Here is a 25,089-nt window from a genome sequence, read left to right on the forward strand (position 1 = left end):
ACTGTTTAAGTATAGACCCCGGAGGAACATGATTTTTTGATCTCCAGTAGCGACAAAATCCATAGTTCAGATAAATTAATTCAAGGTATTACATAGGTGCCTACGTATGAACGACACCCTACACCAAAATCAGTGGCGTCATTTTTCCATAAGTAGCAGTGTGGCGAATTCCGCCAGTCAAAGCCTCCTGACCGACAACACTGCCTTAATTACCTGTAGGTAATTTATTCGAGTTTTGCTATATTTTAGATACCTGATGGTAAATGGCGTTAGAATCATTGCGATGGATAAATACGAAATCAGACGACAGCGCTTGCTCTATATCCGTGATAATTTATGCGGCGGTAAGGCTGTTGATGTGGCCCGAACCCTTGGACGGGAGCCTTCTTACGTCTCAAGGATGCTCTACCCCGAAGGCAAAAAGCAAAAGAAAAGGATAGCTGACGAGATGGTCGAACTTATTGAATCTTCGTTCAATCTGCCCCGCGGATGGATGGACGGTATCACCGGTAATATTGATATCGAGCGAGAACCGGTAGAGGATTCGCCGCAGATGCCATATGTCATTGAGGTTCTGGATGCCCAGGCCAGCGCAGGGCCGGGCTGCATTGTCTCCAGTGAGGTTGATGAAACGGTGAATAGCATCACCTATGACTCTGCCGGCGCGCTGCGGCTTTTTGGTAACCGGCCCGCAGAGCATATCAAGGTGATCACGGTCTCCGGCGATAGCATGTCCGGCACCATTGAGACCGGTGACTATATTTTTGTCGATGTCTCGAAAGACTACTTTGAAGGTGACGGCATTTATGTTTTTTCTTTTAAGGGCGCGGTGCTGGTGAAACGTCTTCAGTTCACGGCGGATGGGCTGCTCGTTCACTCGGATAACAGCAAATATGCGGACTGGACGATTGGCGAAAGCCATGAACAGTATCTGAAGATCATTGGTCGCGTGATTTATAGCCACAGCGTTAAACGCTTTGTTTAAAGGCGTTCATTGCCGCGCAGCTTCGCCATCCTGTTTCTGTCATAAACCCTGAGCTCAACCATAAGCATTACCCGGGTATGCCACCTGTACGCCGGGCATACCTGCGGCTTCTCACCCCAATCCAGGGACACGCTGTTCAACACTACCCGCCTCGGACCTTTTCAGCTGTTTTTACGCGGCATACCACTTTTTTTCAAAAATATTTTCAATATTTTCAAGTGTTTAATGTATTTTCTTCATAAAGTATACCTATAGGTATTTATTTTTAAATAACCCTGAGGTATTCTTTTGTCATCAGCTTGATAGACAGCACTATCCGGATGATGAAATACAACGATTCATAACTGAATCTACGTGGCTGAAAAGCCAGCGCCATGGCGCAGTGCGCTTTGGGGGGAAGCCATTGGCAAGGATCCGATTGCCGATGACATTCCGCCAAAGCCCATTAAAGGAGACCGCAATGTCCCGTAAAACCGCGTTTAATGGCTCCGCTGCGGGTCGACGTCGCGCGCAGCGTTCCCACTTACAAAATCCGCAAACGCTCAGCTCAGATCTTATCCACCGGCCCACTCCGTCCCGCGCTCAGATTCAGGCAAAAGGGAAGCACCATACGCCTGAACGTATTGAGGACGCATTGCCGATTAAATTTGTGGCACAGGATATTTTTTGGCAGCGCGAGGAATATAAACGGCAAATTGAGCGAGCGACCATCATTTATCAGCAAGAATTTGCACACCAGTATGCGCAGCCAGGAACCTGGCTCTTCCAGAGGGCAATTTATGCGCTTGGTTTGCAAAAAAGAAAGAAAATAACGGCGAGGTAACGCCTTAGTGCCAGGCAAAATGACCCTGCGCTTCGTTATTTACCATCATAACTCATAGTGAAAGAAGGGAGGGTATATGTCCGATCCTGTTTCCGGTACGTCGATAATTGTTGCTGGTGGATTAATGGGCGCTGGTATGTTTGGCCTGGTGACAGGTATTGATTATGGCGTTGTTTTTGGGGCTTTTGCCGGCGCGGTATTTTATGTTGCGACAGCGGTTAATATCACGCGTTTTAGACTCGCTGCCTATTTTATGACTTCTTTTATTGTCGGCGTTTTGGGTTCCGGGTTAATTGGTACGAAGCTGGCTATCTGGACCGGATACAATGAACGGCCTTTAGACGCGTTAGGCGCCGTGCTGATATCCGCGCTGATTATTAAGATACTCACGTTCCTGAATAATCAAGAACTAACCGACCTCTACAAAATACTAACCCGCAACAATAGTGGGCGCCCGAATGGGAAATGAACTTCCCGCGCTGCTTAATGCCGTTCTCTGTGCTTTGATCACCCTAACCTTAATGTTTTATCGGCGCGCCCGGTACAGAAGGTATCGACCATGGATATCGTATACGGCTTATTTGCTGGTAATCACTTATGCCAGCATACCGTTTCGTTATCTCTTCGGCTTGTATACGTCGACCCACTGGTTGGTTGTTACCGTGAATTTTTTTGTCTTTATTGCCGTGTTCCTGGTGAGGGGGAATATTGCGCATTTAATCGATAAATGAGGAATAAATGAATAAAGATGAGATTTTTAATGCCATTCTGGAAAAGGAGGGCGGTTATGTAAATCATCCTGATGATAAAGGAGGTCCGACAAACTGGGGGATTACTCAAGTCACCGCACGGGCTCATGGTTATGATGGCGATATGCAAAAACTGACGCGCCAACAGGCGCTGGATATTCTCAACGCTGACTACTGGATTGCGCCCCGGTTCGATCATGTTGCTGAAATATCTACCGCGATCGCTGAAAAACTGTGTGACGCCGGGGTCAATATGGGGCCTGTTCTGCCGGGTAAGTGGCTTCAACGCTGGTTAAACGCTTTTAATCATCGTGGAGTACTTTATCCGGATCTTATAACCGATGGTGTTATTGGCCCCAGGACCTTAAATGCCTTGAGCCATTATGTTATTCGAAGAGGCAGTGAAGGGGAGCTTGTACTGCTCCGGGCATTAAACTGTAGCCAGGGGCAGTATTATCTGAAGTTAGCAGAAAAAAGTGAGGCTAATAAATCATTTATATATGGTTGGTTAAGGGCTCGAGTAATGAGTTGACTGGCAATAAAATCTGCTAATCCAAAGCAGAACATCTCCTTTTACAGGAATTTCCTGAAAGGACCATTTTTATACTACAGCAAATGGAGGGCATGCTAAGTCCAAATTTTTTATAGCAGATGTGCTGATAACATATCGCAAAGTTTTGATAAAGTCGAGGGTTAATCTGTTCGATGATTAATCTATCAAGAAAACCATGTTATTAAATTTAATTAAGGATGAAAATATGCAATTCATAACACTGCCGTGGGCAACTTTGCAGGCTATTTACAGAGCAAAAAATGGTGAGGTTGTTGAAGGGAAATATGTCCGTGTGGCAGGACATTTCATTAATCTCTGGGATCCCTCTAACGAAGGCTCAGATCGTGTTAGTATTACACCGGTGTTTCAGATAGTATTTCGCAATCTTGAGGATGGAGTTCTTTATTTTGCCGGGCGTGCGATGTTTTTTGATAAAGTAAAATCTGAGTACGATGCATATTTCCATCATCCGTTTGAAGATGTCGATTCAAGCGTGATGACACAAGTCTATGCGGTAACAGATACGCAATATCTGGCCGGAACATTCTATTCTGGAGTTGTACCAAATTAATGCCCCTCCGCCCGGCTAAGTCGGCACAGCCCCTTAGCCGGGCATTTTTACTGAATGACAGAATTAGAAAACGGCTCCCCTGTGGAAAATATTATTACAGAACAAATAATTATATCGTTTCCTGCAGCGACTCAATCGCCTCATTATGATGCTTCTCAGTCGTACAGAGATTAATGTGCTCATGCTGAGAGGCTTCTGACGCGAAAAAATTTGCTAATAAATGTTAATACAGCGCATAAATACGTACTTCGCCTCTCGACGCGGCGCGCTGAGCTGCCTATTATCCTTAGGCTTGTCCATTTTAAGATGTATCTGAGGGGAGAGAAGATGCGAGCTGCGTTTTTAGTGGGATGTGCTGCGCTGTTACTGTCGGCGTGTAGTAGCAATGATGAACCTGTTCAGCAGGCAACGGCGGCGCACGTGTCGCCGGGAATGCGTGCCGCGATGAGCAGCTCCGGCCAGGCAAACTGCGCCATGGTTGGCGGCTCGTTATCGGTCGCCCGCCAGCTTGATGGCTCCGCTATCGGCATGTGCGCATTGCCGAACGGCAAGCGCTGCAGCGAGCAGGCGCTGGCAGGCGGAAGCTGCGGTAACTATTAATTCATCAGGTCGGCGAGCTTATACACCAGCGTCTGGTCGGCGGTCGCCAGCGTCAGCTGCGTTTCCGTCAGGTCGACCTGCGCGCCTTCGCGCAGCATTTTGCTCAGCGTGGCGTCCAGCGCGTTCAGCTGCGAGTCCGTGCAGAGCATGCGGGTCATCGCCAGCTCTTCAACCTTCAGCTCGCCGTCAGAGACTTTGCCCGTGCCGCTGAAGCGGTTGCACATATTACCTGAAACAGACATCTTGCCCGTAATGGGCATTTTTTCGCCGAAGCTCAGCTCCTGCGGCTTATCCGCGGCATTAAGCGGCTGCCCGTTAACGCTGGTCAGCACAAAACGGTGATGCTGAAGCTGTTCCGCTCTGGTTGACACCTTGCTGTTATAAACGCAGCCCGATAGCAACATTCCCGCCGCCAGCAGCGCAGCAAACTTGTTCATTTAGTCTCCATAAATATTTATCGTATTAATAAATGAAGGGAATTGTAACTTTATCGCAGGCGATTACTGTGGGGATTATCTGAATGTGCCCCCCGCAGAGGAGGAGCACAAAAGGGAAAGGAATATCAGACCAGCGCGTTAGGGCAGGTTTCGCCAGCATCCACCTGACGCAGGTTGTCGAGGGTGGTTTGTGAAATGCTGATCAGCGCTTCCGCGGTCAGAAACGCCTGGTGACCGGTAAACAGGACGTTATGGCAGGCAGAGAGACGGCGGAACACATCATCCTGAATCACGTCATTAGACTTATCTTCAAAGAACAGATCGCGTTCGTTCTCATACACGTCCATCCCCAGCGCGCCAATTTTCTGATGCTTCAGGGCGTCGATTGCTGCCTGCGAATCGATGAGCGCGCCGCGGCTGGTGTTGATGATCATCACCCCGTCTTTCATGCGATCGAACGCGGCATGGTTCAACAAATGGTAGTTTTCATCGGTCAGCGGGCAGTGCAGGGAGATAACGTCAGACTCCCGGTACAGGGTTTCAAGATCGACATACTCCACGCCCATATCCAGCGCGGCGGCGCTTGGGTAGGGATCAAACGCCAGCAGACGCATACCGAAGCCTTTCAGAATGCGCAGCGCGGCGACGCCGATTTTACCGGTGCCGATAACGCCGGCGGTTTTACCGTGCATGGTGAAACCGGTTAGTCCTTCAAGGGAGAAGTTCGCGTCGCGGGTGCGCTGATAGGCGCGATGAATACGGCGGTTCAGCGACATCATCATGCCGATCGCGTGCTCTGCGACCGCTTCCGGCGAGTAGGCCGGGACGCGCACCACGCGCAGGCCCAGCTCTTTCGCGGCATCGAGATCAACGTTGTTGAAGCCCGCGCAGCGCAGCGCGATGTACTTCACGCCGTGGGCTTTCAGTTCTTCGAGTACCGGGCGGCTACCGTCATCGTTTACGAAGATGCACACCGCTTCACAGCCGTTGGCGGTTTTGGCGGTCTTTTCGGTTAGCAGGAAGTCAAAAAATTCCAGTTCAAAGCCGTATGCATCATTGACGTGCTGCAGATACTTCTTGTCGTACTGTTTCGTACTGTATACAGCGATTTTCATAAGACTTTTCTCCAGTGATAATACCGTCACGGTAGCATAATTAAAATAATCTTACAAATGTTAAAAACTAGTTTAATCAGCAGGTTATAGTATTAATTCTAGAGCATATCGTAGAGTTAAGAAATCTCTTTAAAAGACAATACGTTTCATTAAAAGTTGAGGCTCAGCGCCCCTGGCGCCAGCAGGATCAGAGGCCAGAGTAAACCTGAACTGACGTTAGCGAGCTGAAACTGCCAGAGAGAGGTCCCGCTGGCGCCGGTGACCAGCGGTACGGTGGCGCGCAGCGGAGAGAGAAAGCGGCTAAAAAAGACCGCCCACGCGCCGTGGCGGCGCAGGAACAGCTGGCCGCGAGCGAGGCGTTCGGCATTAAGCCAGCGTATACGATGCAGATGGTGCCGGTAGCGGTAGCCCGTCAGCCACGAGAGCCAGAATCCGCCGATGGCGCCGAGGCTGGCGCTCATCCACATTAACAAAAAATGGCCGACGCTGGCCGATGCCAGGGTGCCGAACAGCAGCAGTCCGGAGGTGCCGGGAATCAGCAGCGAGATAACGGCGCAAGATTTCGTGAACGTCAGCAGGAAAACCATCAGCAATACCAATGAATAGCGGCTCTGAGCGTATTCCATCAGCGAGATAATTAAGTCCACAGCACCATCCGTTTACGTTCGCAGGTGTGGACCAGTGTCGCAGGCGAAAACTAAACCCCGGTTAAATAGCCGGCTGGTGAATCACATGGCGGCGACTACGCTTAAACGGGATGGAAACTTTAACTCACAGGTCGAACGTGCCACAATAGCGGCCTCTCGGCTTTTACTTATTTCGAATCAGGATATTAGCTGCCCATGAAGGGTAAATATAAAGCCGCCATCGCGCTATTATTAGCCCTCGTGCTGCTACCGCTGGCTTTGCTATTAACGCTCACCCACTGGGTGCCCACGCTGGCAGGTATCTGGCTACCGGCGGGAACCCGAATCTCACTAAATGAAAGCCCGCGACTGACGCGCTCCGCGCTGCGTATTCCGGATCTGCGCTACCTGGTCGGCGACTGCGAAATCGCGCGCGTCGCCAATGCCTCGCTCTCGCGTCCCAGCCGCTGGCGTTTACATATCAGCGAGCTGGATATAAACAGCGCCTGCCTGAACAAGCTCCCGGAAAGCGAAGCCGCGCCGGGGGCGCCGAAAACCCTCGCCGAATGGCAATCAATGCTCCCTTACAGCTGGCTGACGATTGACAATCTGCGCCTGTCGCCGTGGGAGAAATGGCAGGGGCGGCTGGTGATGTCGCTGACGCCGCAGCAGCAGGATATCGGCTATGCCGGTAAAGAGGTTACCCTCCAGGCGCGGCTGCGCGGCCAGGCGCTGACGGTCAGCGATTTTTCCGCGCGTCTGGTGGAAGATCAGGCGCCGGTGAAGCTGGTGGGCGAGTTTCAGATGCCGCTGGTGCCGGACGGTTTGCCGGTCGACGGCCACCTGTTCAGCACCTTTGAATTTCCACAAACTCCCGGTCTTGTCGATGCCGAGCTGGAGTGGCAGAAGAACCGCGGGCAGCTGCTGGTCACGCCGCGCGGTGAAGTGGAGCCGATGCTTGACCTGCCGTGGGAAATCACCCCGGATCGTATCGTCATCAGCGATGGCCGCTGGCACACCGAATACGCGGGCAACGCGTTGAGCGGCCGGGTTGCGCTTTCGCTGGGCAACTGGCAGCAGGGCACCGAGCAGATGCAGGTCAGCGGGCGTCTTAACGTGCTCACTCAGGGCCAGGCCGGGAAGGGCAACGCCGTGCTGAATATCGGCCCCGGTAAGCTGAGCATGGACAGCAGCGACATGCCGCTACAGCTGACCGGCGAGGCCAAGCTCGGCGATCTGATTTTTTATGCCCGACTGCCCGCGCAGCTGAGCGGGCCGCTTACCGCGCCGGTGCTCAATTTTCACCCCGGCGCGCTGCTGCGTTCGCGCGGGCGGGTCATCGATTCGTTGAATATCGATGAAATCCGCTGGCCTCTGGCGGGCGTCAAAGTGACGCAACAGGGCGTTGATGGCCGCCTGCAGGCTATTCTGCGCGCCCATGAGCAGGAGATGGGGGATTTTATCCTGCATCTTGATGGCCAGGCCGACAACTTTATGCCCGACCGCGGCCGCTGGCAGTGGCGCTACTGGGGCGATGGCCATTTCACCCCGATGCAGGCGCGCTGGGATGTTAAAGGCGCGGGCGAATGGGTTGATAGCGCCATTGTACTCAACAGCCTGTCGACCGGTTTCGATAAGCTGCAGTATGGATCCATGCTGGTGAGTACCCCGCGCCTGACGCTGGAAAAACCGATCCACTGGCTGCGCGATGAGCAGCATCCCAAACTGACCGGCGCGCTGTCGCTGGATGCCGGGAAAACCACCTTCAGCGGCGGCAGCGAACTGCCGCCGTCAACGCTTAAGTTCAACATTGATGGCCGCGATCCGACCTGGTTCCGGTTCAGCGGCTCCCTGCATGCGCAAAAAATTGGCCCCGTGCGCGTTACCGGGCGCTGGGACGGCGAACGTCTGCGCGGTGAGGCGTGGTGGCCAAAACAGTCGCTGACCGTTTTCCAGCCGTTGGTGCCGCCGGAGTGGAAGATGAACCTGCGTGAGGGAACGCTCTACGCGCAGGTGGCATTCTCTGCCGCCGCCGAACAGGGCTTCGAGGCGGGCGGTCACGGTGTGCTCAAAGACGGCAGCGCCTGGATGCCGGATAACCAGATCAACGGCGTCGATTTTGTGCTGCCGTTCCGCTTTAGCGACGCCACCTGGCAGCTTGGCACCCGCCATCCGGTATCGCTGCGCATCGGCGAAGTCGTCAACCAGTTCACCGCGCGCAATCTGACGGCGGATCTCCAGGGCGCATATCCCTGGAGTGAAGACGCACCTTTACAGTTGAGCAACGTCAGCGTCGATATTCTCGGCGGCAAGCTGACCATGCAGCAGCTGCGGATGCCGCAGCACGATCCGGCGCTGCTGCGTCTGCAAAATATCTCCAGCAGCGAGTTAATTAGCGCGATTAAAGTGAAGCAGTTCGCCGTGTCCGGCCCGTTTAACGGTGCGCTGCCGCTGTGGCTGGATAACGATAAATGGATTATCAAGGACGGCTGGTTCAGCAATCCGGGGCCGATGACGATGCGTCTTGATAAAGACACGGCAGACGCGCTGGTGGCTGACAACGTCTCCGCCGGGGCGGCCATTAACTGGCTGCGCTATATGGAAGTGGCCACCTCGTGGACGCGGATCAACCTCGATAACCTCGGCGTGCTGACGCTGAAGGCGACGATTAGCGGCACCAGCCGGGTAGAAGGCAAAAGCAATACGGTGCACTTAAACTACTCCCATGAAGAGAATATCTTTGACCTGTGGCGCAGCTTGCGTTTCGGCGACAATCTGCAGGCGTGGCTGGAGCAGAACGCCAGGCTGCCCGCGCCGCGCTGTCAGGACAGTCATACCTGTAAGGAACAACAATAATGATCAAACTATTCGCCGCCTTTCTGGCCACCGCGCTGCTGGCGGGCTGTACGCCGCGTATTGAAATCGCGGCATCGAAAGAGCCGATCACCATCAATATGAACGTCAAAATTGAGCATGAAATTCATATCAAGCTGGATAAAGACGTTGAGAATCTGCTCAAATCCCGTAGCGATCTGTTCTGAGGCGATGATGAGAATACGACTGATAACCGCCGCGCTGGCGCTGGTGCTGTTCAGCGCTCAGGCGCAGGCCCTGACCCTGAATGAGGCTCGCCAGCAGGGGCGGGTCGGCGAAACCCTCAACGGCTATCTTGAACCGCTGCGTCAGGATAAAGAAACCCTTGAGCTGGTGAAGCAGATCAACGCCGCCCGCAGCGACAGCTATCAGCAGCTGGCGGATGACAATAATCTACCGGTGGATCAGGTGGCGAAAATGGCCGGTCAGAAGCTGGTCGCCAGGGCGCAGCCGGGCGAGTACGTGAAGGGCCTTAACGGCAAATGGCTGAAAAAATAGCTATCGGCAGCGCTTGCGATACTCCCCCGGCGAGACGCCGAAGCGCTGCTTAAAGGCGGTGGAAAAATGGCTATGATCGCTGAAGCCCCAGCTGTAGCCGATCCCCGCCAGCTTTTCGTCATCATGGGCGCTTTGCAGCGCGCGGGCGCACAAATCGAGCCGACGATTCTTGATATATTGCGCCACCACCAGCCCCTTTTCCGCAAACAGCCGATAGAGGCTGCGCACCGACATGCCGGTTTCGCTGGCCAGCCACTCCGGGCGCAGATGTTCCGCCTGAATCGACTCATCGATTAACGCCATGATTTTCTGAAACTGCTTATCGCGCCGGGACGGCTGGGCCTCCTGATGATGCAGCATCGGGCGCAGCAGGCAGACGATGGCCTCCAGCGCCGCTTTGCTTTCGCTGGCCGAGAGTTCAGGGCTGTTCATGCTTTCATGCAGCAGGCGCTGGCTGAGCTGGACCATCGGCAGGCTTTTCGCCAGCCGGGTAGCGATGCTGATTTCACTGCCGCGCAGCTGTTGCTCCAGCAGCGATCTTGGCAGCAGCAGGGAGGCCTGACGCGAGGTTTGCTGCCAGATAATTGAACAGGGACGAGACGCGTCGATCAGGGTGATATCGCCGCTTTCCAGCATCGCCTGGCGGCCATCCTGCTCGATCGTCGCCTGGCCCGCGAGCTGGAAGACGGTATAAAACCAGGCGTCGTTATCGCGCTGGATCTCTTGTCGGGTGCGGTAAAGATTAATGCCGCAGGCGGTCACCGTGCTGACTTTCAGGTCGCCGGCATAGCTGGCGTCGATCTCACCGTGGAAATTATCAGCCAGCGGACGGGCGGCAAACTGCCCGCAGACCTGATTGATTTTTGCTAACCAGTGCTGGTAGTTCTGCCCACGATTTGCCGTACTCATCGCACATCCCTTGTAATAATAATGTTTTTGCATTGTTGCACTTATGATGCCGGAGGCAAGGGTCAACGGCGGAGTATATGAAAGAACTATTACCTGCTGCACATTTTCTGTCCGCCTCATCGACTTAATTGCGGCGCCTGTCACAGCGGCAACAGCGAATGTCACAGAGAAAAAAGCGTGAATCGCGACCCCGGCATAAACTGAAACCACTATCCGTGAACAATAAGGAAGGGGTATGTCCACATCACAGGTCGCGCTACTCGCCAGCGTGCAGCAGTTTTTAGACAGACAGCATGGGTTGTATCTCGACGGTGCGCAGCAGGCGGCAGAGAGCGAAAAGCGCTTAACCGTCTGGGATCCGGCCACCGGTCAGGCTATCGCCAGCACCGCGGATGCTAACGCCGCGGATGTCGATCGGGCGGTGATGTCCGCCTGGCGCGCTTTCGTTTCCCGCAGCTGGGCAGGGCGGACGCCCGCCGACCGCGAGCGGATCCTGCTGCGCTTCGCCGACCTGGTGGAGCAGCACGGCGAGGAGCTGGCGCAGCTGGAGACCCTTGAACAGGGGAAATCGATTAACATTTCCCGCGCCTTTGAAGTGGGCTGCACACTGAACTGGATGCGCTATACCGCCGGACTGACCACTAAAATCAGCGGCCGCACCCTCGACGTATCGATCCCCTTCCCGCAGGGCGCACGCTATCAGGCGTGGACCAAAAAAGAGCCGGTGGGCGTGGTGGCCGGGATCGTGCCGTGGAATTTCCCGTTGATGATCGGCATGTGGAAAGTGATGCCCGCGCTGGCGGCTGGCTGCTCGATCGTCATTAAGCCGTCGGAAACCACGCCGCTGACCCTGCTGCGGGTAGCGGAACTGGCAACCGAGGCCGGCGTACCGGACGGCGTTTTTAACGTGGTGACCGGCAGCGGCGCCGGGTGCGGCGCGGCGCTGACCTCGCATCCTCAGGTCGCCAAGGTGAGCTTTACCGGATCGACCGCTACCGGTAAACAGATTGCCCGCGTGGCCACTGAGCGCCTTACCCGGGTCACGCTGGAGCTGGGCGGCAAGAACCCGGCCATCGTGCTGAAAGATGCCGATCCGCAGTGGGTTATTGAGGGATTAATGACCGGTAGCTTTCTGAATCAGGGGCAGGTGTGCGCCGCCAGTTCGCGAATTTATATCGAAACGCCGCTGTTCGATACGCTGGTGAGCGGCTTTGAGCAGGCGGTGAAGTCGCTACAGGTCGGGCCCGGTATGCTTGAGAGCAGCCAGATTAACCCGGTAGTGTCGCAGGCGCACTGCGCAAAAGTGGCGGCCTATCTTGATGAAGCCCGTCAGCAGAAGGCAGAGCTGATTAGCGGTAACGTGGGGCCGAATGCGCAGGGCTACTATATTGCGCCAACGCTGGTGGTTAATCCCGACGCCGGGCTGCGCCTTAGCCGGGAAGAGGTTTTCGGTCCGGTGGTGAACCTGGTACGCGTGGCCGACGGGGAAGAGGCGCTGCGCCTGGCCAACGACAGCGATTTTGGCCTGACCGCCAGCGTCTGGACCCGCGACCTGAGCCAGGCGCTGAGCTATACCGATCGCCTGCAGGCGGGGACGGTGTGGGTTAACAGCCATACGCTGATCGACGCCAACCTGCCGTTCGGCGGCATGAAGCAGTCCGGTACCGGCCGCGATTTCGGCCCCGACTGGCTGGACGACTGGTGCGAAACAAAGTCGGTTTGCGTGCGCTACTAGCCGCCTTTTCCCCGGTGGCGGCTGGCGCCTTACCGGGGCTACAAGCGAGTAACTTGCGGATTCTGTCGCCAGTCCTGCGGCAAAATCCGCGCCTCGATACCTCAAATCCGGCTCATCTCCGTATGCCCGGTGGCGCCTTTCTCCGGGAGTAAACCGTCACTCCAGCAAGGACGGGTCGGCGTCGATCATCATCTCCTTCATCTCTGCAAAATGCTGGCGTGAAAAGTCGGCGATCCCCTCCCAGTCCTGCGCGGTTTTCTCCGCCACCGCAGCGGAGAGCACTTTCAGCGGCTGCCCCGTTGACCAGGCGGTCACCAGAATCTGGCAGGCGCGCTCCAGAGTCCAGATATCATCGAAAGCCTCGCCAATTGACGGTGCGGTCACCAGTACGCCGTGGTTGCCCATCAGCAGCCGGCGCTTGTCGGCCAGCAGCGACGCCAGACGCGCGCCTTCCGCCGTGGTGTCCGCCATGCCGCCGTATAACCTATCGACGGCTACCCGATTGAAATAGCGCGCCGTGTTCTGATCGATCGGCGGGATATGCGGCGTCTCGAGGCAAGCAACGCTGGTGGTATACACCGGATGCAGGTGCAGCACCACCCGCACCTCCGGCAGGCGCTGGTGGATCTGCCCGTGAATCGCCCACGCCGTGGCGTCCACGTCCGCTCGCCGGGCGCAGGCTTCATCATCGGCGTCCAGCAGCAGCAGGTCGCTGGCGCGGATGCGCGAAAAGTGTTTCCACTTCGGATTCAGCAGGAATTTTTTGCCGTCCGCCGAGATGGCCGCGCTAAAGTGGTTGGCCACCGCTTCGTGCATCCCGAGATGGGCGATGATGCGAAAGGTCGCCGCCAGGTCGATACGCGTCTGTTCTTCATAAGAGCGGGCCATATGATTACTCCGCTTTCGGCATCAGAGTCTGCAGATCCTCTGGCGTCGGCGCCTGGAAGTTATATTTCTTCAGCAGCGCGGCGTATTCCGGCGTCGCGCTGTATTTCTTCAGCCCTTCCTCCAGCGCGGTTTTCACTTCGCTATTGCCTTTTTTCACCCCAAAGCCGTTGAGCACCGGATAGATCAAGGTTTCGGAAGAGATGGTCACCCGATCGCCAAGCTTGTCGATCACGCCGCGCGCCACCGCCGCATCGGTGATTTGCGCCTCAACCGCCCGCGAGAGCAGCGCCTGGGTGGTTTGCGGGTCGGTGGTGTATTCACTGAGCGCTATCGGCTTCAGGCCCTTTTTCACGCAGTAGTCAGCGGAGAGCTTTTGCAGCTGCGCCAGCCATGACGTCGCCCCCATTGAACCAATTTTGTGGCCGCAAAACGCTTCCGGCGTTTTCGGCTGATAGTCGCTGCCTTTCAGCGCGAGGATCGCTTCGCCGCTTTTCAGATAGGGCACCATATCGATAACCTTCAGACGCTCGGCGGTGATGTACATCGACGAGTTGGTGATATCGAAGCGTCCCCCCTGCAAGCCCGGAATCAAATTCGGAAACCGGGTATCAATATTCACCGCCTCGCGGCCCATAGCTTTCGCCAGCCCGGCAAGAAACTCGATATCGAACCCTGCGGGCTTGTTGTTTTCCATATATTCATACGGGAAAAAGGTCATATCCGAACCGGCGGTGATTTTCCCCGGCTGCTGGAAGGCCTGAGTGCTAAAGGACGACAGGGCGCCAGCGGTGCAAAGGAGCAGGGCAGCAGGGCGGAAAGCTTTAAAACGTTTCATACAACCTCCAGAGAGTGGGCAAATTACATGCTGGCGCGATCGGTACCGGCCTGCTGGACGAAAAAGGATGCGCCGCGCGGTTTTTGCGGCAGGCGTAAATGATTCACGGTACTGCGCACCAGGCCGCTCTCTTCCCCGGCAACCATCTGCCCGGCGTGCGCGCTGGGCAGCGGATTTTCGCCGTACGGCAGGGCATCTTCCGCCGCGTAGACGCTGATAAACAGCGTCCGCGGCAGGTCGGTTTCATTGGGGCTGGAGGCGTGGAGCAGACGAGTATGCATAAAGCACACCGATCCCGCCGGGCCAAAACAGGCCTGCGGCTGCTGGCAGTGGGTCGCTTCAACCTCCCGATCCACGGCGCCGGTAAAACGATCGTTTTGCCAGTGGGACCACAGCGGTCCCCGATGGCTTCCCGGCACCACGTTGAGCGGGCCGTTCTCCGGCGTCACTTCGCTGACCATCAGCAGGGCGGTGATGATGTCGTCGTTGCTGTGAGGGGTAAACAGAAAATCCTGGTGCCACTTCACCTGCGTGGCGGTGTGCGGCAGCTTGGAGTTGATTTTGCTGTGATGGAAGCGGGTCCCGCTGCCGCCGATCAGCTGGCCGGCAATCGCCGCCATTCTCGAATCAAGCGCGGCCTGGCGGTAGGCGGCGGAAATCTCCGTGGGGGAACTCACCCGGCGCAGCGACGGATGATGGGGCGCGTGGTCGCTTTCGAGATCGAAACGCGGCCGACCGTCCAGGGTTTCGCCCCACACTTCGCTATGCTGTCGGCTCTCTTCGACCCAGGTGTCGAAATCGGCCTGCAGCAGCGCGATTTCCTCGGCGGAAAACACCTCTTCGACAACCAGAAAACCCTGCTGATGAAACTGTTCGATTTGCCACTGCGCGATCATATTTTTCTCCTTTCGGGAACGGAGGCGTTAAGCCAAAGAGACATCTTTCAGGAAGGCGTCCACGCGCGGATGCTGGCCGTCGCGCATTGCCTGAGGCGTGTCGTCGCAGACCACGCGCCCTTTTTCCATAAACACAATTCGGTCGGAAACCTTAAAGGCGAAGTTCATTTCATGGGTGACGATCACCATGGTGATGCCTTCATGGGCCAGCGATTCGATAACCTGCAGAACCTCGTTAACTTTTACCGGATCCAGCGCCGAGGTGGGCTCATCGAACAGCATAATTTGTGGGCGCATCATCAGGGCGCGGGCAATCGCTACCCGCTGCTGCTGGCCGCCGGAAAGCTGATGCGGATATTTCCACGCGTGTTCCAGCATGCCGACTTTATGTAGCAGTTCGCAGGCGTGCTGCTTCAGCTCGTCTTCGCTGGCCAGATGGTGATAGCGCGGCGCCAGCAGCAGGTTGCCGAGTACGGTCAGGTGGGGGAACAGGTTGAAGCTCTGGAAGACCATGCCGATATTCTGGCGATGCTCGCTGTTCTCCATAAAACGCGGCTTCTGCTGCCCCTGCCGGTCAAGGTGAATAAAGGGCTGGCCGTTGATTTTGATCTCGCCGTTATCAATCTGCTCAAGGCCGTTCAGCAGGCGGATCAGCGTGGTTTTACCGGAGCCGGACGGGCCGATGACGGAGACCACTTCGCCGGGCTGAATTTGCAGGCTGACGGCGCCCAGCACTTCGACATTGTTATAGGCTTTATGCAGCTTTGACGCCTGTAGCGCCGGTTCCTGCGCGACGCTAACGCTGCGGGCCGTTGCCGGACGCCGCGCGGTGGCCAGCTGCTGCATTTCTTCATCCACCGGTCGCGTGGTCTTACGCTGGGTGACGTCGAGCCAGGTCTCGAGGCGCTTAAGCAGGAAATCAAACACCGTGACGATCAGGATGTAGTAAAACGCCACCGCCGCCATGGTCTCCATGACGAGGAAATTCTGCGAATAGAGGCGCTGGCCGACCATTAAGATCTCGGTCAGGGAGATAACCGACACCAGCGAGCTGAGCTTGACGATGGCGATATACTCATTAGCCAGCGCCGGCAGGGCGACGCGCAGCGCCTGCGGGATCACCACACGCCACTGGGTGCCGGCATAGCGCAGCCCGAGCGCGCGGGCGGCTTCGCTCTGTCCTTTGGGAATCGACAGCAGTCCGCCGCGATGAATTTCAGCAATATAGGCGGCTTCGCTCAGCACCATCGCCAGCAGTCCGGCCCAGAACGGGTCGTTCAGCACCGGGGCGAAGGAGGGTAGCGCCTGCGGCATGTTGTAGACAAAAATCAGCAGCACCAGCAGCGGCATGCTGCGAAACAGCCAGATATAGAGGCGGGCAGGCGCGTTAAACAGCTTGCGCGGCGACTGTTTGGCCAGCGCCAGAATAAACCCCAGCACAATACTGAAAGCCCAGGTCAGCAAACTTAATTTGATGACGGTCCAGGTGGCCTGCCAGAAATCGACATCGCTGAGCAGGCTTAACATATAGTTCCAGTTAAACGTCATGGGCTATTTCACTCGCCATAATTAACGGAAATTAAGGCGATTCCCCTGTTCTAATATGGGGAGCCGCCGGCGTTCATCTTGCCATGACACTATGCTGGCACTCTTCGACCGGTGGCAATTAGTAAATTTTTGGCCTTTAAGTTTAAAAAAACTATACAGCTATATTAACCTCAGGGAATTTAACGCAATTAATGAGAAACAGCATTGAAACAACTTAAAAACAATCACCCTTATTTTTAAACCTGATTTTTCGTAAAATGACAATTTGTGCAATATTGGGGCGCGCCGCGGGCGAATAAGGTGCAGGGCGATGCTTTATGGTGCAATACGCGAAATCAGGCAAAAAAAGAGGGCGGGTTATTAAATAGAAACGGCGGTTATTTACCGACGAGGTAAAGCGCAAACGGCATGGCACGATGCTTGCAGGCTGCTTATCGTAAAACTAAGCCCGTTCGTAATAAGACAATATTTTATCAATGGTGAAGCGATGAACCGATTTACCCTCAAACAGCTTAAATATTTCGTGACGGTGGTGGAAACGGAGAGTATCGCTGAGGCTTCCCGTCAGCTGCACATTGCCCAGCCGTCGATCTCTATTGCGATTAAAAACCTCGAAAGTACCTTCGACCAGCAGCTGTTTATTCGTCACCACGCGCAGGGCGTATCCCTGACCTCAAGCGGGCGGCGCTTCTACGATAAAGCCAAAGAGCTGCTGCGGCTGTCCTATGAGTTTGAGCAGAACTCGCGGGCGGATAAAGAGCTGGTATCCGGGACGATTTCCGTCGGCTGCTTTGAATCCGTCGCGCCGCTGTATATGCCAAAACTGGTAGCGGGATTTAAAAAAATGTATCCCGAAATTACTCTCCAGCTCTACGACGGCGAACAGCATGAACTGATGCACGGTCTGCACCGCGGACGCTTCGATCTGGCGCTGGTCTACGACCTGGAACTGGGTCACTCCATTCATAAAGAGCTGCTGAACGCCCCGCATAAACCCTATGCTTTGCTGCCCGCTTCTCATCCGCTGGCGCAGAAAAAATGCGTCACGCTCCAGGAATTAAGCCGGGAACCGATGATTTTGCTCGATGCGGTCCCCAGCAAAAACTATTTTGTCTCGATATTTAAAGAGAAAGGTTATCACCCGGAAGTGGCCTACAGTTCGCCGTCCATAGAAATGGTGCGCTGTATGGTCGGGCAGGGATTAGGCTTTTCGGTACTGGTTACCCGTCCGCTGTGCGATATGACCTATGACGGCGAAAAGCTGGTGCAGCTGGATATTGCCGACGAAATGCCCGCATCGACATTAATTATGGCGCATCTTGCCAATAATGAACCCACGCGTCCGACGCAGCTATTTATGGATTATTGCCGCAGCATAGAATTAACGCCGCATCAGCACGCGTAATTTAATTAACGCGACCGCAAGCGTTATTTTCTTGTCGCGTTATTCAGCCTCGTAAATTTCTATTCAGACGATCGTTTTATAATAATTTACCATTTCATCACACTTACTTAACCTGAGTTCTGTCAATCCCGGCGGATAAGCCGGACAACCGTGCTTGAAGGACACAGATATGACAGAGCAGATTACAGAGATCGATACCCTGGTGGTAGGCGCGGGGCAGGCGGGCGTCGCCATGAGCGAGCATCTGACGCATCACGGCATTCCGCATCTGGTGCTGGAAAAAAAGCGCATCGCTGAGGCCTGGCGCAGCGGCCGCTGGGATTCGCTGGTGGCCAACGGCCCGGCCTGGCACGATCGGTTTCCCGGCATGACCTTTCCCGGCTGCGACGCCGACAGCTTTGTCGCCAAAGAGCAGATCGCCGACTACTTCGCCGCGTATGCCAAAACCTTTAATGCACCGATCAAAACCGGCGTTGAGGTCTTTAGCGCCGAGCGTTTAAACGGCCGTCCGGGGTTTCGCGTGGAAACGTCACTGGGCGTGATTGAGGCGCAGCGTATCGTCGCCGCCACCGGGCCGTTCCAGCGCCCGGTGATACCGGCCATCGCGCCGCAGGATAGCGCTGTACAGCAGATTCATTCCGCACACTATTTCAACCCGCAGCAGCTTCCGGAAGGCGGCGTGCTGGTGGTTGGCGCGGGGTCGTCCGGCGTGCAAATCGCCGATGAGCTCCGCCGGGCGGGGCGCGCGGTATGGCTCTCCGTTGGCGCGCACGATCGCCCGCCGCGCCGCTACCGCCAGCGCGATTTTTGCTGGTGGCTGGGGGTGTTAGGGCTGTGGGATGCGGCGGCCAATCAGCCCGGCAAAGAGCACGTGACGATTGCGGTCAGCGGCGCGCGCGGCGGTCATACCGTTGATTTTCGCCAACTGGCGCACCAGGGAATTACCCTGGTCGGACAGACGCACGGCTTTACCGAGGGCAAAGCCGTTTTCCGTGCCGATCTGGCGGACAACATTCGTCTTGGCGACGCCTCCTATCTGGCGCTGCTCGACGCCGCGGATGAGTATATCGCCCGCAACGGGCTGTCGCTGCCGGAAGAGCCGGAAGCGCGCTTTTTCCTGCCCGACCCCGATTGCCTGACCCAGCCCCTCACCGAGCTCGACCTGGCAGCCGCGGGGGTGAGCTGCATTATCTGGGCTACCGGCTATACCACCGATTACCGCTGGCTGAAGGTCAACGCCTTTAATGAACAGCAGCGCCCGCAGCACCACCGCGGCGTCGCCAGCGAACCGGGGGTCTATTTCCTCGGTCTGCCGTGGCTCTCCCGCCGTGGCTCAACCTTTATCTGGGGCGTCTGGCACGATGCGAAATATATCGCCGACCAGATTGCCATTCAGCGCCAGTATCAACGCTATCAACCTTCCTGCTAATGCCTGATTTGAGGACGCAACCTATGCCAACCCATACCCGTATTCGGATGTTTAACACCAAAGAAACCTATCCCAATCAGACGCTCAATAACGATCTGTGCCAGGCGGTGCGCGCGGGAAATACCGTGTACGTTCGCGGTCAGGTGGGTACCGATTTTGACGGCAATTTGATCGGCCTGGGCGACCCGCGCGCCCAGGCAGAACAGGCGATGAAGAACGTTAAACAGCTGCTGGAAGAGGCCGGCAGCGATCTGACGCATATCGTGAAAACGACGACCTATCTGATCGACCCGCGCTACCGCGAACCGGTGTACCAGGAGGTGGGGAAATGGCTCAAAGGCGTGTTTCCCATTTCGACCGGCGTGGTGGTATCGGCTCTCGCGCAGCCGCAGTGGCTGATGGAAATTGACGTCACGGCGGTGATCCCTGACGACTGGCATGCGCAGGAGGCACCATGACCCTCTCTATTTCCGCCCTGTGCCCGGAGTCAGGTCAACTGGGCATTGCGATTAGCTCATCCAGCATTGCCGTTGGCGCCCGCTGCCCGTGGCTGCTGGCGGGCGTTGGCGCGGTGTCCAGCCAGAACATCACGCTGCCCGCGCTCGGACCGCAGATCCTTGCCGGGCTTGAGGCGGGGCTCACGCCGCAGCAGGCCCTGACGCAGGCGCTGGGCGAAGACCGGTTTAGCGATTATCGCCAGGTGGCGGTCATCGACGCCAGCGGCGAGAGCGCCGTGTTCGGCGGCGAACATACGCTCGGCATCTGGCAGCTGGCGCAGGGCGAGAACTGCGTGGCGGCGGGGAATATGCTGGCCAACCCGCAGGTGATTACCGCCATGACGGCGGCGTTCGAAGCCGCCAGCGGCGAACTGGCCAGCCGCCTGATTGCGGCTCTGCAGGCGGGTATCGATGCGGGCGGCGAAGCCGGGCCGGAGCACTCGGCGGCGCTTAAAGTCGTGGAGGATTACGCCTGGCCAGTGGTGGATTTACGCGTCGACTGGGCGGAAGAACGCCCGGTAGCGGCGCTGGAAGCGCTGTGGCTGGCCTACGAGCCGCAGATGGAAGCGTATATCACCCGCGCGCTTGACCCGCGCGAAGCGCCGACCTACGGGGTGCCGGGCGATGAATAACCGCGTGCGTGAGATCCTCGGCGCGCTGCTGGCGTTTGATACCACCAGCCGCGAGTCGAATCTGGCGCTGATTGCCTGGATCGGCGACTTTCTGCGCGCGCGCGGCGTGACGTCGCAGCTGTTTTATGACGACGAAGGGCGCAAGGCAAACCTCTATGCCCGCCTTGGGCCAACCGGCCCCGGCGGGGTGATGCTCTCCGGCCATACCGACGTGGTGCCGGTGGATGGTCAGGCGTGGACGGTGCCGCCGTTCGCCCTTACCGAACGCGACGGGCGCTACTACGGTCGCGGCAGCGCGGATATGAAAGGGTTTATCGCCTGCGTGCTGGCGTCGCTGGAGGCGTTTCTTGCCGCGCCGCTGCGGATGCCGCTGCACCTGGGGTTCTCTTATGATGAGGAGGTTGGCTGCCTGGGCGTGCGCAGTCTGGTGGATTTTCTCCGCGCCTCCGCCGGGAAACCGGCGCTGTGCATTATCGGCGAGCCGACCGACATGCGCCCGGTCTACGGCCATAAAGGCAAGCTCGCGGTGCGCTGCCGCGTGGAAGGGCACGCCTGCCACTCGGCCTACGCCCCGGAAGGAGTTAACGCGATCAGCTACGCGGCCAGGCTGATTTCCCGGCTGGACGCGCTGGGTGAAAGCGTTGCGCAGCAGCAGGATAGCCGGTTTTCGCCGCCCTCGGGCACGCTGCAGGTGGGGACGATTCACGGCGGCGCGGCGCTGAATATCGTTCCGCAATCCTGCTGGTTCGACTTTGAAATTCGCTATTTACCCGGCACGCGCCCGCAGGCCGTGACCGACGCCCTGGGCGATTATGCCCGCGAGCAGCTGCTTCCGGCGATGCGCAAGGTGGCGCAGCGCAGCGATATTCATTTCCAGACGCTGAGCCACTATCCGGGGCTGCTGAGCGACCCGCAGTCAGAGTTCGCCCGCTGGCTGGCGCAGTGGTGCGGCAGCGACGATTTCACCACCGTCGCCTACGGCACCGAAGGCGGCCTGTTCGATGAGGCGGGCGTCGCGACGCTGATCTGCGGGCCGGGCAGCATGGCGCAGGGCCACAAGGCGGACGAATATATCAGTATCCCCCAGACCGAACGCTGTATGGCGATGCTGGAAAACCTTTGCGCCTGGATGCGCGCCGATCCCTCCGATTCTCTTCGCTGATTTATCAACACAGGATGGCGACTATGCAAAACCCGAACTCCCCGCTTATTGATCAACAGACCGTCGACCGCTGGCAGGCCGACGGCGTCGTGCTACTTAAAGGCGTGTTCACGCCGTGGATCGAGAGCCTGTCGCGCGGCGTCGCCGCGCTGATGGCGAACCCCAGCGAGTACGGTCACGCGCGAACGGTGATCCCCGAGGACGGCTCGGCGCCGTTTTTTCAGGACTATTGCAACTGGCAACGAATCCCGGAATTTCGCGATTTTGTTTTTCAGTCGCCGGCGGCGGAGATCGCCGCGGCGCTGATGGGGTCGCAGACGGCGAAGTTTTTCCACGAGCACACGCTGGTGAAACAGCCCGGCGGCAGTACGGTAACGCCATGGCACCACGATCAGCCCTATTACTGCGTGGAGGGGCGGCAGAATGTCAGCCTGTGGATCCCGCTCGATCCGGTAGCGGAGGCGATTTCGCTGCGCTGCATTCGCGGTTCCCATCGCTGGGACGATGAGTTCAGCCCAACGCGGTTTAACGGTTCAAAGCTCTATTCCCATTCGCGCTTTAAAGAGCTGCCGGACATTGATGCCCATCAGGAGGATTACGATATCGTCAGCTGGGCGCTGGAGCCGGGCGATGCGGTCGCTTTTCATTTCCGCACGCTGCATGGGGCAAAGGGCAATTCAACCGCCCGCGCGCGGCGGGTATTTTCCGCCCGTTGGGTAGGGGATGATGCGACATTCGCGGACCGCGGCGGCGTGACGTCGCCGCCGTTTCCGGGGCTTAAGCTTCGCGACGGAGAGCCGCTTGTCGCCGATGAGTTTCCGCAGGTCTGGCCGCGGTAGCGGCGGCAGGGCGGGCGAAGACCCGCCCATCTTGCGGCGAAAGGTTTTCACTCACTGACTGAGGGGATTGAAGCTCCTTAATTTTTTGCTTTAAGGGCTAAGGGGGGAAATTGATATGACTCGGTTACTCGTGGTTATGATCTCTTAGAAAGACGGTCAGTACGTCCTTGGGTGGGGTTACACCACTTTCTGAAAGTAGCCAACCTACAGCGCCGCGATGATATGTTCCGTGAAACAGCACATGATTGAGCATATCAACCGCCTTCATCTCACCCGGTCCGCCATCGACAAACTGGAATTTAATGGTTTCAGCAAGGTCAACGGGGGACATAGCATTGACGTATTGAATATACCAGTCTGTACATTCAGTCATTGTTCTCAGAAGTTCATCTGCAGAGGGCGTCTCTGGCGTGTTCAGTGCGGTGTAGGAGTGCTTCTGGCCGGTAATGTTAGCGCGGAAGATCATATCAACCACATGTATGTGATTCATTAATCTGAGCGTCAGATGGCGTTTTTCTGCATTCGCAGACGCATCAATTTTTTTAATCGCTTGTAGCGTTTCAATATCTATCCAGCGTTTGTATCTAAACAGCGTAGCTATTTTGTCAGTACCCATGCGTCACCTCTTTTATCTATTTTGTGATTATATCAGTAACATTCAGTACCGCTGGCAGGGCGGTACTGTTGCTTTAGCGTAGGCCGCCGTCAGGTTTATATGCCGTTTATGACGTCAGCCGATAGTGCGACTGCACCAGTCCCGAAGGGAAGCTGCGGCTTGATAACAGCGTCAAATCGATATCCCTGGTCAGGGATCCGAACAATGGTTTTCCCGAACCGAGCAGGACAGGAACGGTCGTGATAACGATATCGGCGACCAGACCTTCACGCAGGAACGACTGTATTACCTGCCCGCCATCCAGATAGACGCGATGCGCGTTTTGCGCCGCCAGGTCAGCAAGCACTTCCCCCGGCGTGCGGCTTGAGAGCTGCACTTTGCCCTTCAGCGCCTCGGGAATGGCGGTATCGGTTAGCTGTCGGGAGAGAACCAGCACGGGTCGATCGTAAGGCCATTGGTCAAAAGTCAGCGCTTTCTCATAGCTCCCCCGGCCCATAACGATCCAATCTTTGTCCGCGATGAATGCGGCATAGCCATGATCTTCTGTTGGGTCATCGCGCTGCAACAGCCAGTCGATATCGCCATCCTGTCGGGCGATAAAAACATGTGTGGTGACCATCAAGTGCTCCGTATACAGCTTATATTTATGCCGTTGAGTTTAGGGGGAGGTGTTTTGTCCACATAATATGATTCAAGCTTTTCCAGCCAAAATATTCAACATGCGGCGCAATGGTTCCGCTGCTCCCCACAATAGCTGATCGCCGACCGTCAGGACCGAGTAGATCGGTTCATTGTTTAGCGACATTTTCTTGTAACGACCAATACCCACCTTAAGCGAACCGCTGATACAGGCCGGTGTCAGGGTACTGACACTCTCTTCCTTGTTATTGGGCACATAGTTAACCCAGGGGTGGGAATTCATCACTAATTCGGCAAATTCCTCTTCGTTGACTTCACGTTTGAGCTTAAGGGTTATAGCAGCGCTGTGGCAGCGGATCACGCCGACGCGTATGCATAAGCCGTTTACCGGGATCGTACCGGGAGAAAGGCCTAAAATTTTGTTGGTTTCCGCCTCACCTTTCCATTCTTCACGGCTATTGCCATCGCCTAAATCGCTGTCAATCCAGGGAATGATGCTGCCCATCAAAGGTGCACCGAAGTTCTGGGTCGGCATATCAGCGCTGTTAATCAATTCACTGACCTTATTAACTAACGGAAGCACTGAACCTGAGGATGCCAGCTCATCCGGAGATAAATGGCGGCTTATGTAAGCACTTTGCGCAATGAGTTCCCGTACATACTGTGCACCAGCACCCGATGCGGACTGGTAGGTCATCACACTCATCCATTCGATCAAGTCAGCCTTTATCAACCCAGCCAGCCCCATAAGACTCAGCGTAATGGAACAGTTGCCGCCGACAAAAAGTTTAATACCTTCTTTAATTGCACGATCGATATTGTTGCGGTTGACGGGGTCGAGAATAATGCAGGCTTTCTCATCCATCCGCAGCGCTGAGGCCGCGTCAATCCAGTAGCCTTCCCAGTCATGGTTAAGCAAAGCAGGGTATATTGCTTTGGTATAATCCCCGCCCTGGCAGGTGATGATGATGTCCATTTCGGCCAGCGCACTTACGGAATTAGCATCTTTAAGTGTGTAGCTGACGCCATCAATGACAGGACCGGCGGCTCCTGCACTGGAGGTGCTGAAAAAATGCGCTGATATATTGTCGAAGTCGTTCTCTTCGATCATTCGCTGTAGCAAAACAGAACCGACCATTCCTCGCCAACCAACAATGCCAACCTGCTTCATTTGCTTAATCCTGATTACGTTATGAGAATGTTAATTTTCTTCGGAGCACGTTATATC

Annotated in this window: 28 protein-coding genes; 17 read left to right on the forward strand and 11 right to left on the reverse strand. The window is 56.2% G+C overall.

The features are described from left to right. Window positions 1-283 precede the first annotated feature (283 nt). The 7 genes from BJF97_RS13360 (at window position 284) to BJF97_RS13385 (ending at window position 4,281) form a co-directional block, all read left to right on the forward strand. Complete coding sequence (locus BJF97_RS13360; protein WP_046877232.1) at window positions 284-985, forward strand: S24 family peptidase; 702 nt, start codon at window positions 284-286, stop codon at window positions 983-985. Between the two features lie 460 nt (window positions 986-1,445). Continuing rightward, entirely contained in the window at window positions 1,446-1,808 is a 363-nt protein-coding gene (locus tag BJF97_RS13365) for a transcriptional antitermination N peptide (protein ID WP_032693411.1), read from the forward strand. Window positions 1,809-1,884: 76 nt separating this feature from the next. Further along, a complete protein-coding gene (locus BJF97_RS13370; RefSeq protein ID WP_009653048.1) occupies window positions 1,885-2,277 on the forward strand; it encodes a phage holin family protein in 393 nt (130 codons plus the stop codon). Next, window positions 2,267-2,539 carry a phage holin family protein gene (locus BJF97_RS32575; RefSeq protein ID WP_032749344.1) on the forward strand — a complete coding sequence of 91 codons (273 nt, stop codon included), beginning with the start codon at window positions 2,267-2,269 and terminating at the stop codon, window positions 2,537-2,539. Before BJF97_RS13370 ends, BJF97_RS32575 begins: the two co-directional genes overlap by 11 nt. Before the next feature lie 7 nt (window positions 2,540-2,546). Continuing rightward, a complete protein-coding gene (locus BJF97_RS13375; protein WP_032693412.1) occupies window positions 2,547-3,089 on the forward strand; it encodes a glycoside hydrolase family 108 protein in 543 nt (180 codons plus the stop codon). Window positions 3,090-3,315: 226 nt separating this feature from the next. After that, on the forward strand, window positions 3,316-3,681 hold the full coding sequence (locus tag BJF97_RS13380; protein WP_032693413.1) for a hypothetical protein: 366 nt from the start codon (window positions 3,316-3,318) through the stop codon (window positions 3,679-3,681). Window positions 3,682-4,008: 327 nt separating this feature from the next. Then, window positions 4,009-4,281: a putative hemolysin gene (locus tag BJF97_RS13385; RefSeq protein ID WP_004101621.1), complete on the forward strand. Its 273-nt coding sequence runs from the start codon at window positions 4,009-4,011 to the stop codon at window positions 4,279-4,281. Here the strand turns inward: BJF97_RS13385 and hslJ are convergent. The 3 genes from hslJ to BJF97_RS13400 form a co-directional block, all read right to left on the reverse strand. After that, a complete protein-coding gene (gene hslJ / locus BJF97_RS13390) occupies window positions 4,278-4,718 on the reverse strand; it encodes a heat shock protein HslJ (RefSeq protein WP_014229134.1) in 441 nt (146 codons plus the stop codon). The genes BJF97_RS13385 and hslJ overlap by 4 nt on opposite strands. Window positions 4,719-4,843: 125 nt before the next feature. Further along, window positions 4,844-5,833: a 2-hydroxyacid dehydrogenase gene (locus BJF97_RS13395; protein WP_004112629.1), complete on the reverse strand. Its 990-nt coding sequence runs from the start codon at window positions 5,831-5,833 to the stop codon at window positions 4,844-4,846. A 149-nt stretch (window positions 5,834-5,982) separates the two neighbouring features. After that, a complete protein-coding gene (locus tag BJF97_RS13400) occupies window positions 5,983-6,480 on the reverse strand; it encodes a DedA family protein (RefSeq protein ID WP_032693414.1) in 498 nt (165 codons plus the stop codon). A gap of 195 nt (window positions 6,481-6,675) precedes the next feature. Here BJF97_RS13400 and BJF97_RS13405 point away from each other — a divergent pair, with 195 nt between their 5' ends. The 3 genes from BJF97_RS13405 to BJF97_RS13415 are packed head-to-tail and all read left to right on the forward strand — an operon-like array spanning window position 6,676 to window position 9,831. Continuing rightward, window positions 6,676-9,315: a YdbH family protein gene (locus BJF97_RS13405; protein ID WP_032693415.1), complete on the forward strand. Its 2,640-nt coding sequence runs from the start codon at window positions 6,676-6,678 to the stop codon at window positions 9,313-9,315. Further along, the gene (locus BJF97_RS13410; protein ID WP_004121063.1) at window positions 9,315-9,500 is read left to right on the forward strand and encodes a YnbE family lipoprotein; all 186 of its coding nucleotides are present in this window, start codon (window positions 9,315-9,317) and stop codon (window positions 9,498-9,500) included. Before BJF97_RS13405 ends, BJF97_RS13410 begins: the two co-directional genes overlap by 1 nt. A gap of 7 nt (window positions 9,501-9,507) precedes the next feature. Further along, on the forward strand, window positions 9,508-9,831 hold the full coding sequence (locus BJF97_RS13415; protein ID WP_014838317.1) for a YdbL family protein: 324 nt from the start codon (window positions 9,508-9,510) through the stop codon (window positions 9,829-9,831). Here the strand turns inward: BJF97_RS13415 and feaR are convergent, their stop codons facing one another. Next, window positions 9,832-10,740, reverse strand: a complete 909-nt coding sequence (gene feaR, locus BJF97_RS13420) for a transcriptional regulator FeaR (protein WP_025107961.1) — start codon at window positions 10,738-10,740, stop codon at window positions 9,832-9,834. A gap of 235 nt (window positions 10,741-10,975) precedes the next feature. Here feaR and BJF97_RS13425 point away from each other — a divergent pair, with 235 nt between their 5' ends. Further along, window positions 10,976-12,475 (forward strand): aldehyde dehydrogenase family protein, encoded by a 1,500-nt coding sequence (locus BJF97_RS13425; RefSeq protein WP_070082927.1) that lies wholly within the window; start codon window positions 10,976-10,978, stop codon window positions 12,473-12,475. Window positions 12,476-12,631: 156 nt separating this feature from the next. On the opposite strand, the gene BJF97_RS13430 is transcribed toward BJF97_RS13425, so the two are convergent. From BJF97_RS13430 to BJF97_RS13445, 4 genes are read right to left on the reverse strand one after another with little or no spacing between them, the layout of a single operon-like run. After that, window positions 12,632-13,363 (reverse strand): class II aldolase and adducin N-terminal domain-containing protein, encoded by a 732-nt coding sequence (locus BJF97_RS13430; protein WP_014838318.1) that lies wholly within the window; start codon window positions 13,361-13,363, stop codon window positions 12,632-12,634. Between the two features lie 4 nt (window positions 13,364-13,367). Continuing rightward, the gene (locus BJF97_RS13435; protein WP_032693418.1) at window positions 13,368-14,198 is read right to left on the reverse strand and encodes an ABC transporter substrate-binding protein; all 831 of its coding nucleotides are present in this window, start codon (window positions 14,196-14,198) and stop codon (window positions 13,368-13,370) included. A gap of 23 nt (window positions 14,199-14,221) precedes the next feature. Next, window positions 14,222-15,094, reverse strand: a complete 873-nt coding sequence (locus BJF97_RS13440) for a phytanoyl-CoA dioxygenase family protein (RefSeq protein WP_014229142.1) — start codon at window positions 15,092-15,094, stop codon at window positions 14,222-14,224. A gap of 27 nt (window positions 15,095-15,121) precedes the next feature. Continuing rightward, the gene (locus BJF97_RS13445; RefSeq protein WP_032693419.1) at window positions 15,122-16,642 is read right to left on the reverse strand and encodes an amino acid ABC transporter permease/ATP-binding protein; all 1,521 of its coding nucleotides are present in this window, start codon (window positions 16,640-16,642) and stop codon (window positions 15,122-15,124) included. Window positions 16,643-17,129: 487 nt separating this feature from the next. Here BJF97_RS13445 and BJF97_RS13450 point away from each other — a divergent pair, with 487 nt between their 5' ends. The 6 genes from BJF97_RS13450 (at window position 17,130) to BJF97_RS13475 (ending at window position 22,606) form a co-directional block, all read left to right on the forward strand. Then, window positions 17,130-18,047: a LysR substrate-binding domain-containing protein gene (locus tag BJF97_RS13450; RefSeq protein ID WP_009653045.1), complete on the forward strand. Its 918-nt coding sequence runs from the start codon at window positions 17,130-17,132 to the stop codon at window positions 18,045-18,047. Between the two features lie 169 nt (window positions 18,048-18,216). After that, complete coding sequence (locus tag BJF97_RS13455) at window positions 18,217-19,476, forward strand: flavin-containing monooxygenase (protein WP_014229144.1); 1,260 nt, start codon at window positions 18,217-18,219, stop codon at window positions 19,474-19,476. Window positions 19,477-19,499: 23 nt separating this feature from the next. Next, window positions 19,500-19,934, forward strand: a complete 435-nt coding sequence (locus BJF97_RS13460; protein ID WP_004139129.1) for a RidA family protein — start codon at window positions 19,500-19,502, stop codon at window positions 19,932-19,934. Next, on the forward strand, window positions 19,931-20,605 hold the full coding sequence (locus tag BJF97_RS13465; RefSeq protein ID WP_032693420.1) for a DUF1028 domain-containing protein: 675 nt from the start codon (window positions 19,931-19,933) through the stop codon (window positions 20,603-20,605). Before BJF97_RS13460 ends, BJF97_RS13465 begins: the two co-directional genes overlap by 4 nt. Next, complete coding sequence (gene argE / locus BJF97_RS13470) at window positions 20,598-21,767, forward strand: acetylornithine deacetylase (RefSeq protein WP_032693421.1); 1,170 nt, start codon at window positions 20,598-20,600, stop codon at window positions 21,765-21,767. The genes BJF97_RS13465 and argE overlap by 8 nt, the downstream gene beginning before the upstream one ends. Window positions 21,768-21,790: 23 nt before the next feature. Beyond that, window positions 21,791-22,606 (forward strand): phytanoyl-CoA dioxygenase family protein, encoded by an 816-nt coding sequence (locus BJF97_RS13475; RefSeq protein ID WP_004850413.1) that lies wholly within the window; start codon window positions 21,791-21,793, stop codon window positions 22,604-22,606. Between the two features lie 124 nt (window positions 22,607-22,730). Here the strand turns inward: BJF97_RS13475 and BJF97_RS13480 are convergent, their stop codons facing one another. From BJF97_RS13480 to asd, 3 genes are all read right to left on the reverse strand, one after another. Further along, the gene (locus BJF97_RS13480) at window positions 22,731-23,222 is read right to left on the reverse strand and encodes a DinB family protein (protein ID WP_014229147.1); all 492 of its coding nucleotides are present in this window, start codon (window positions 23,220-23,222) and stop codon (window positions 22,731-22,733) included. A gap of 106 nt (window positions 23,223-23,328) precedes the next feature. Next, window positions 23,329-23,841, reverse strand: a complete 513-nt coding sequence (locus BJF97_RS13485) for a dihydrofolate reductase family protein (RefSeq protein ID WP_032693422.1) — start codon at window positions 23,839-23,841, stop codon at window positions 23,329-23,331. Between the two features lie 72 nt (window positions 23,842-23,913). Continuing rightward, window positions 23,914-25,032 carry an aspartate-semialdehyde dehydrogenase gene (gene asd / locus BJF97_RS13490; RefSeq protein WP_032693423.1) on the reverse strand — a complete coding sequence of 373 codons (1,119 nt, stop codon included), beginning with the start codon at window positions 25,030-25,032 and terminating at the stop codon, window positions 23,914-23,916. Window positions 25,033-25,089: the final 57 nt, after the last annotated feature.

It is taken from the genome of Klebsiella sp. LTGPAF-6F, assembly GCF_001753185.1.
Classification (GTDB): Bacteria; Pseudomonadota; Gammaproteobacteria; order Enterobacterales; family Enterobacteriaceae; genus Klebsiella; species Klebsiella michiganensis.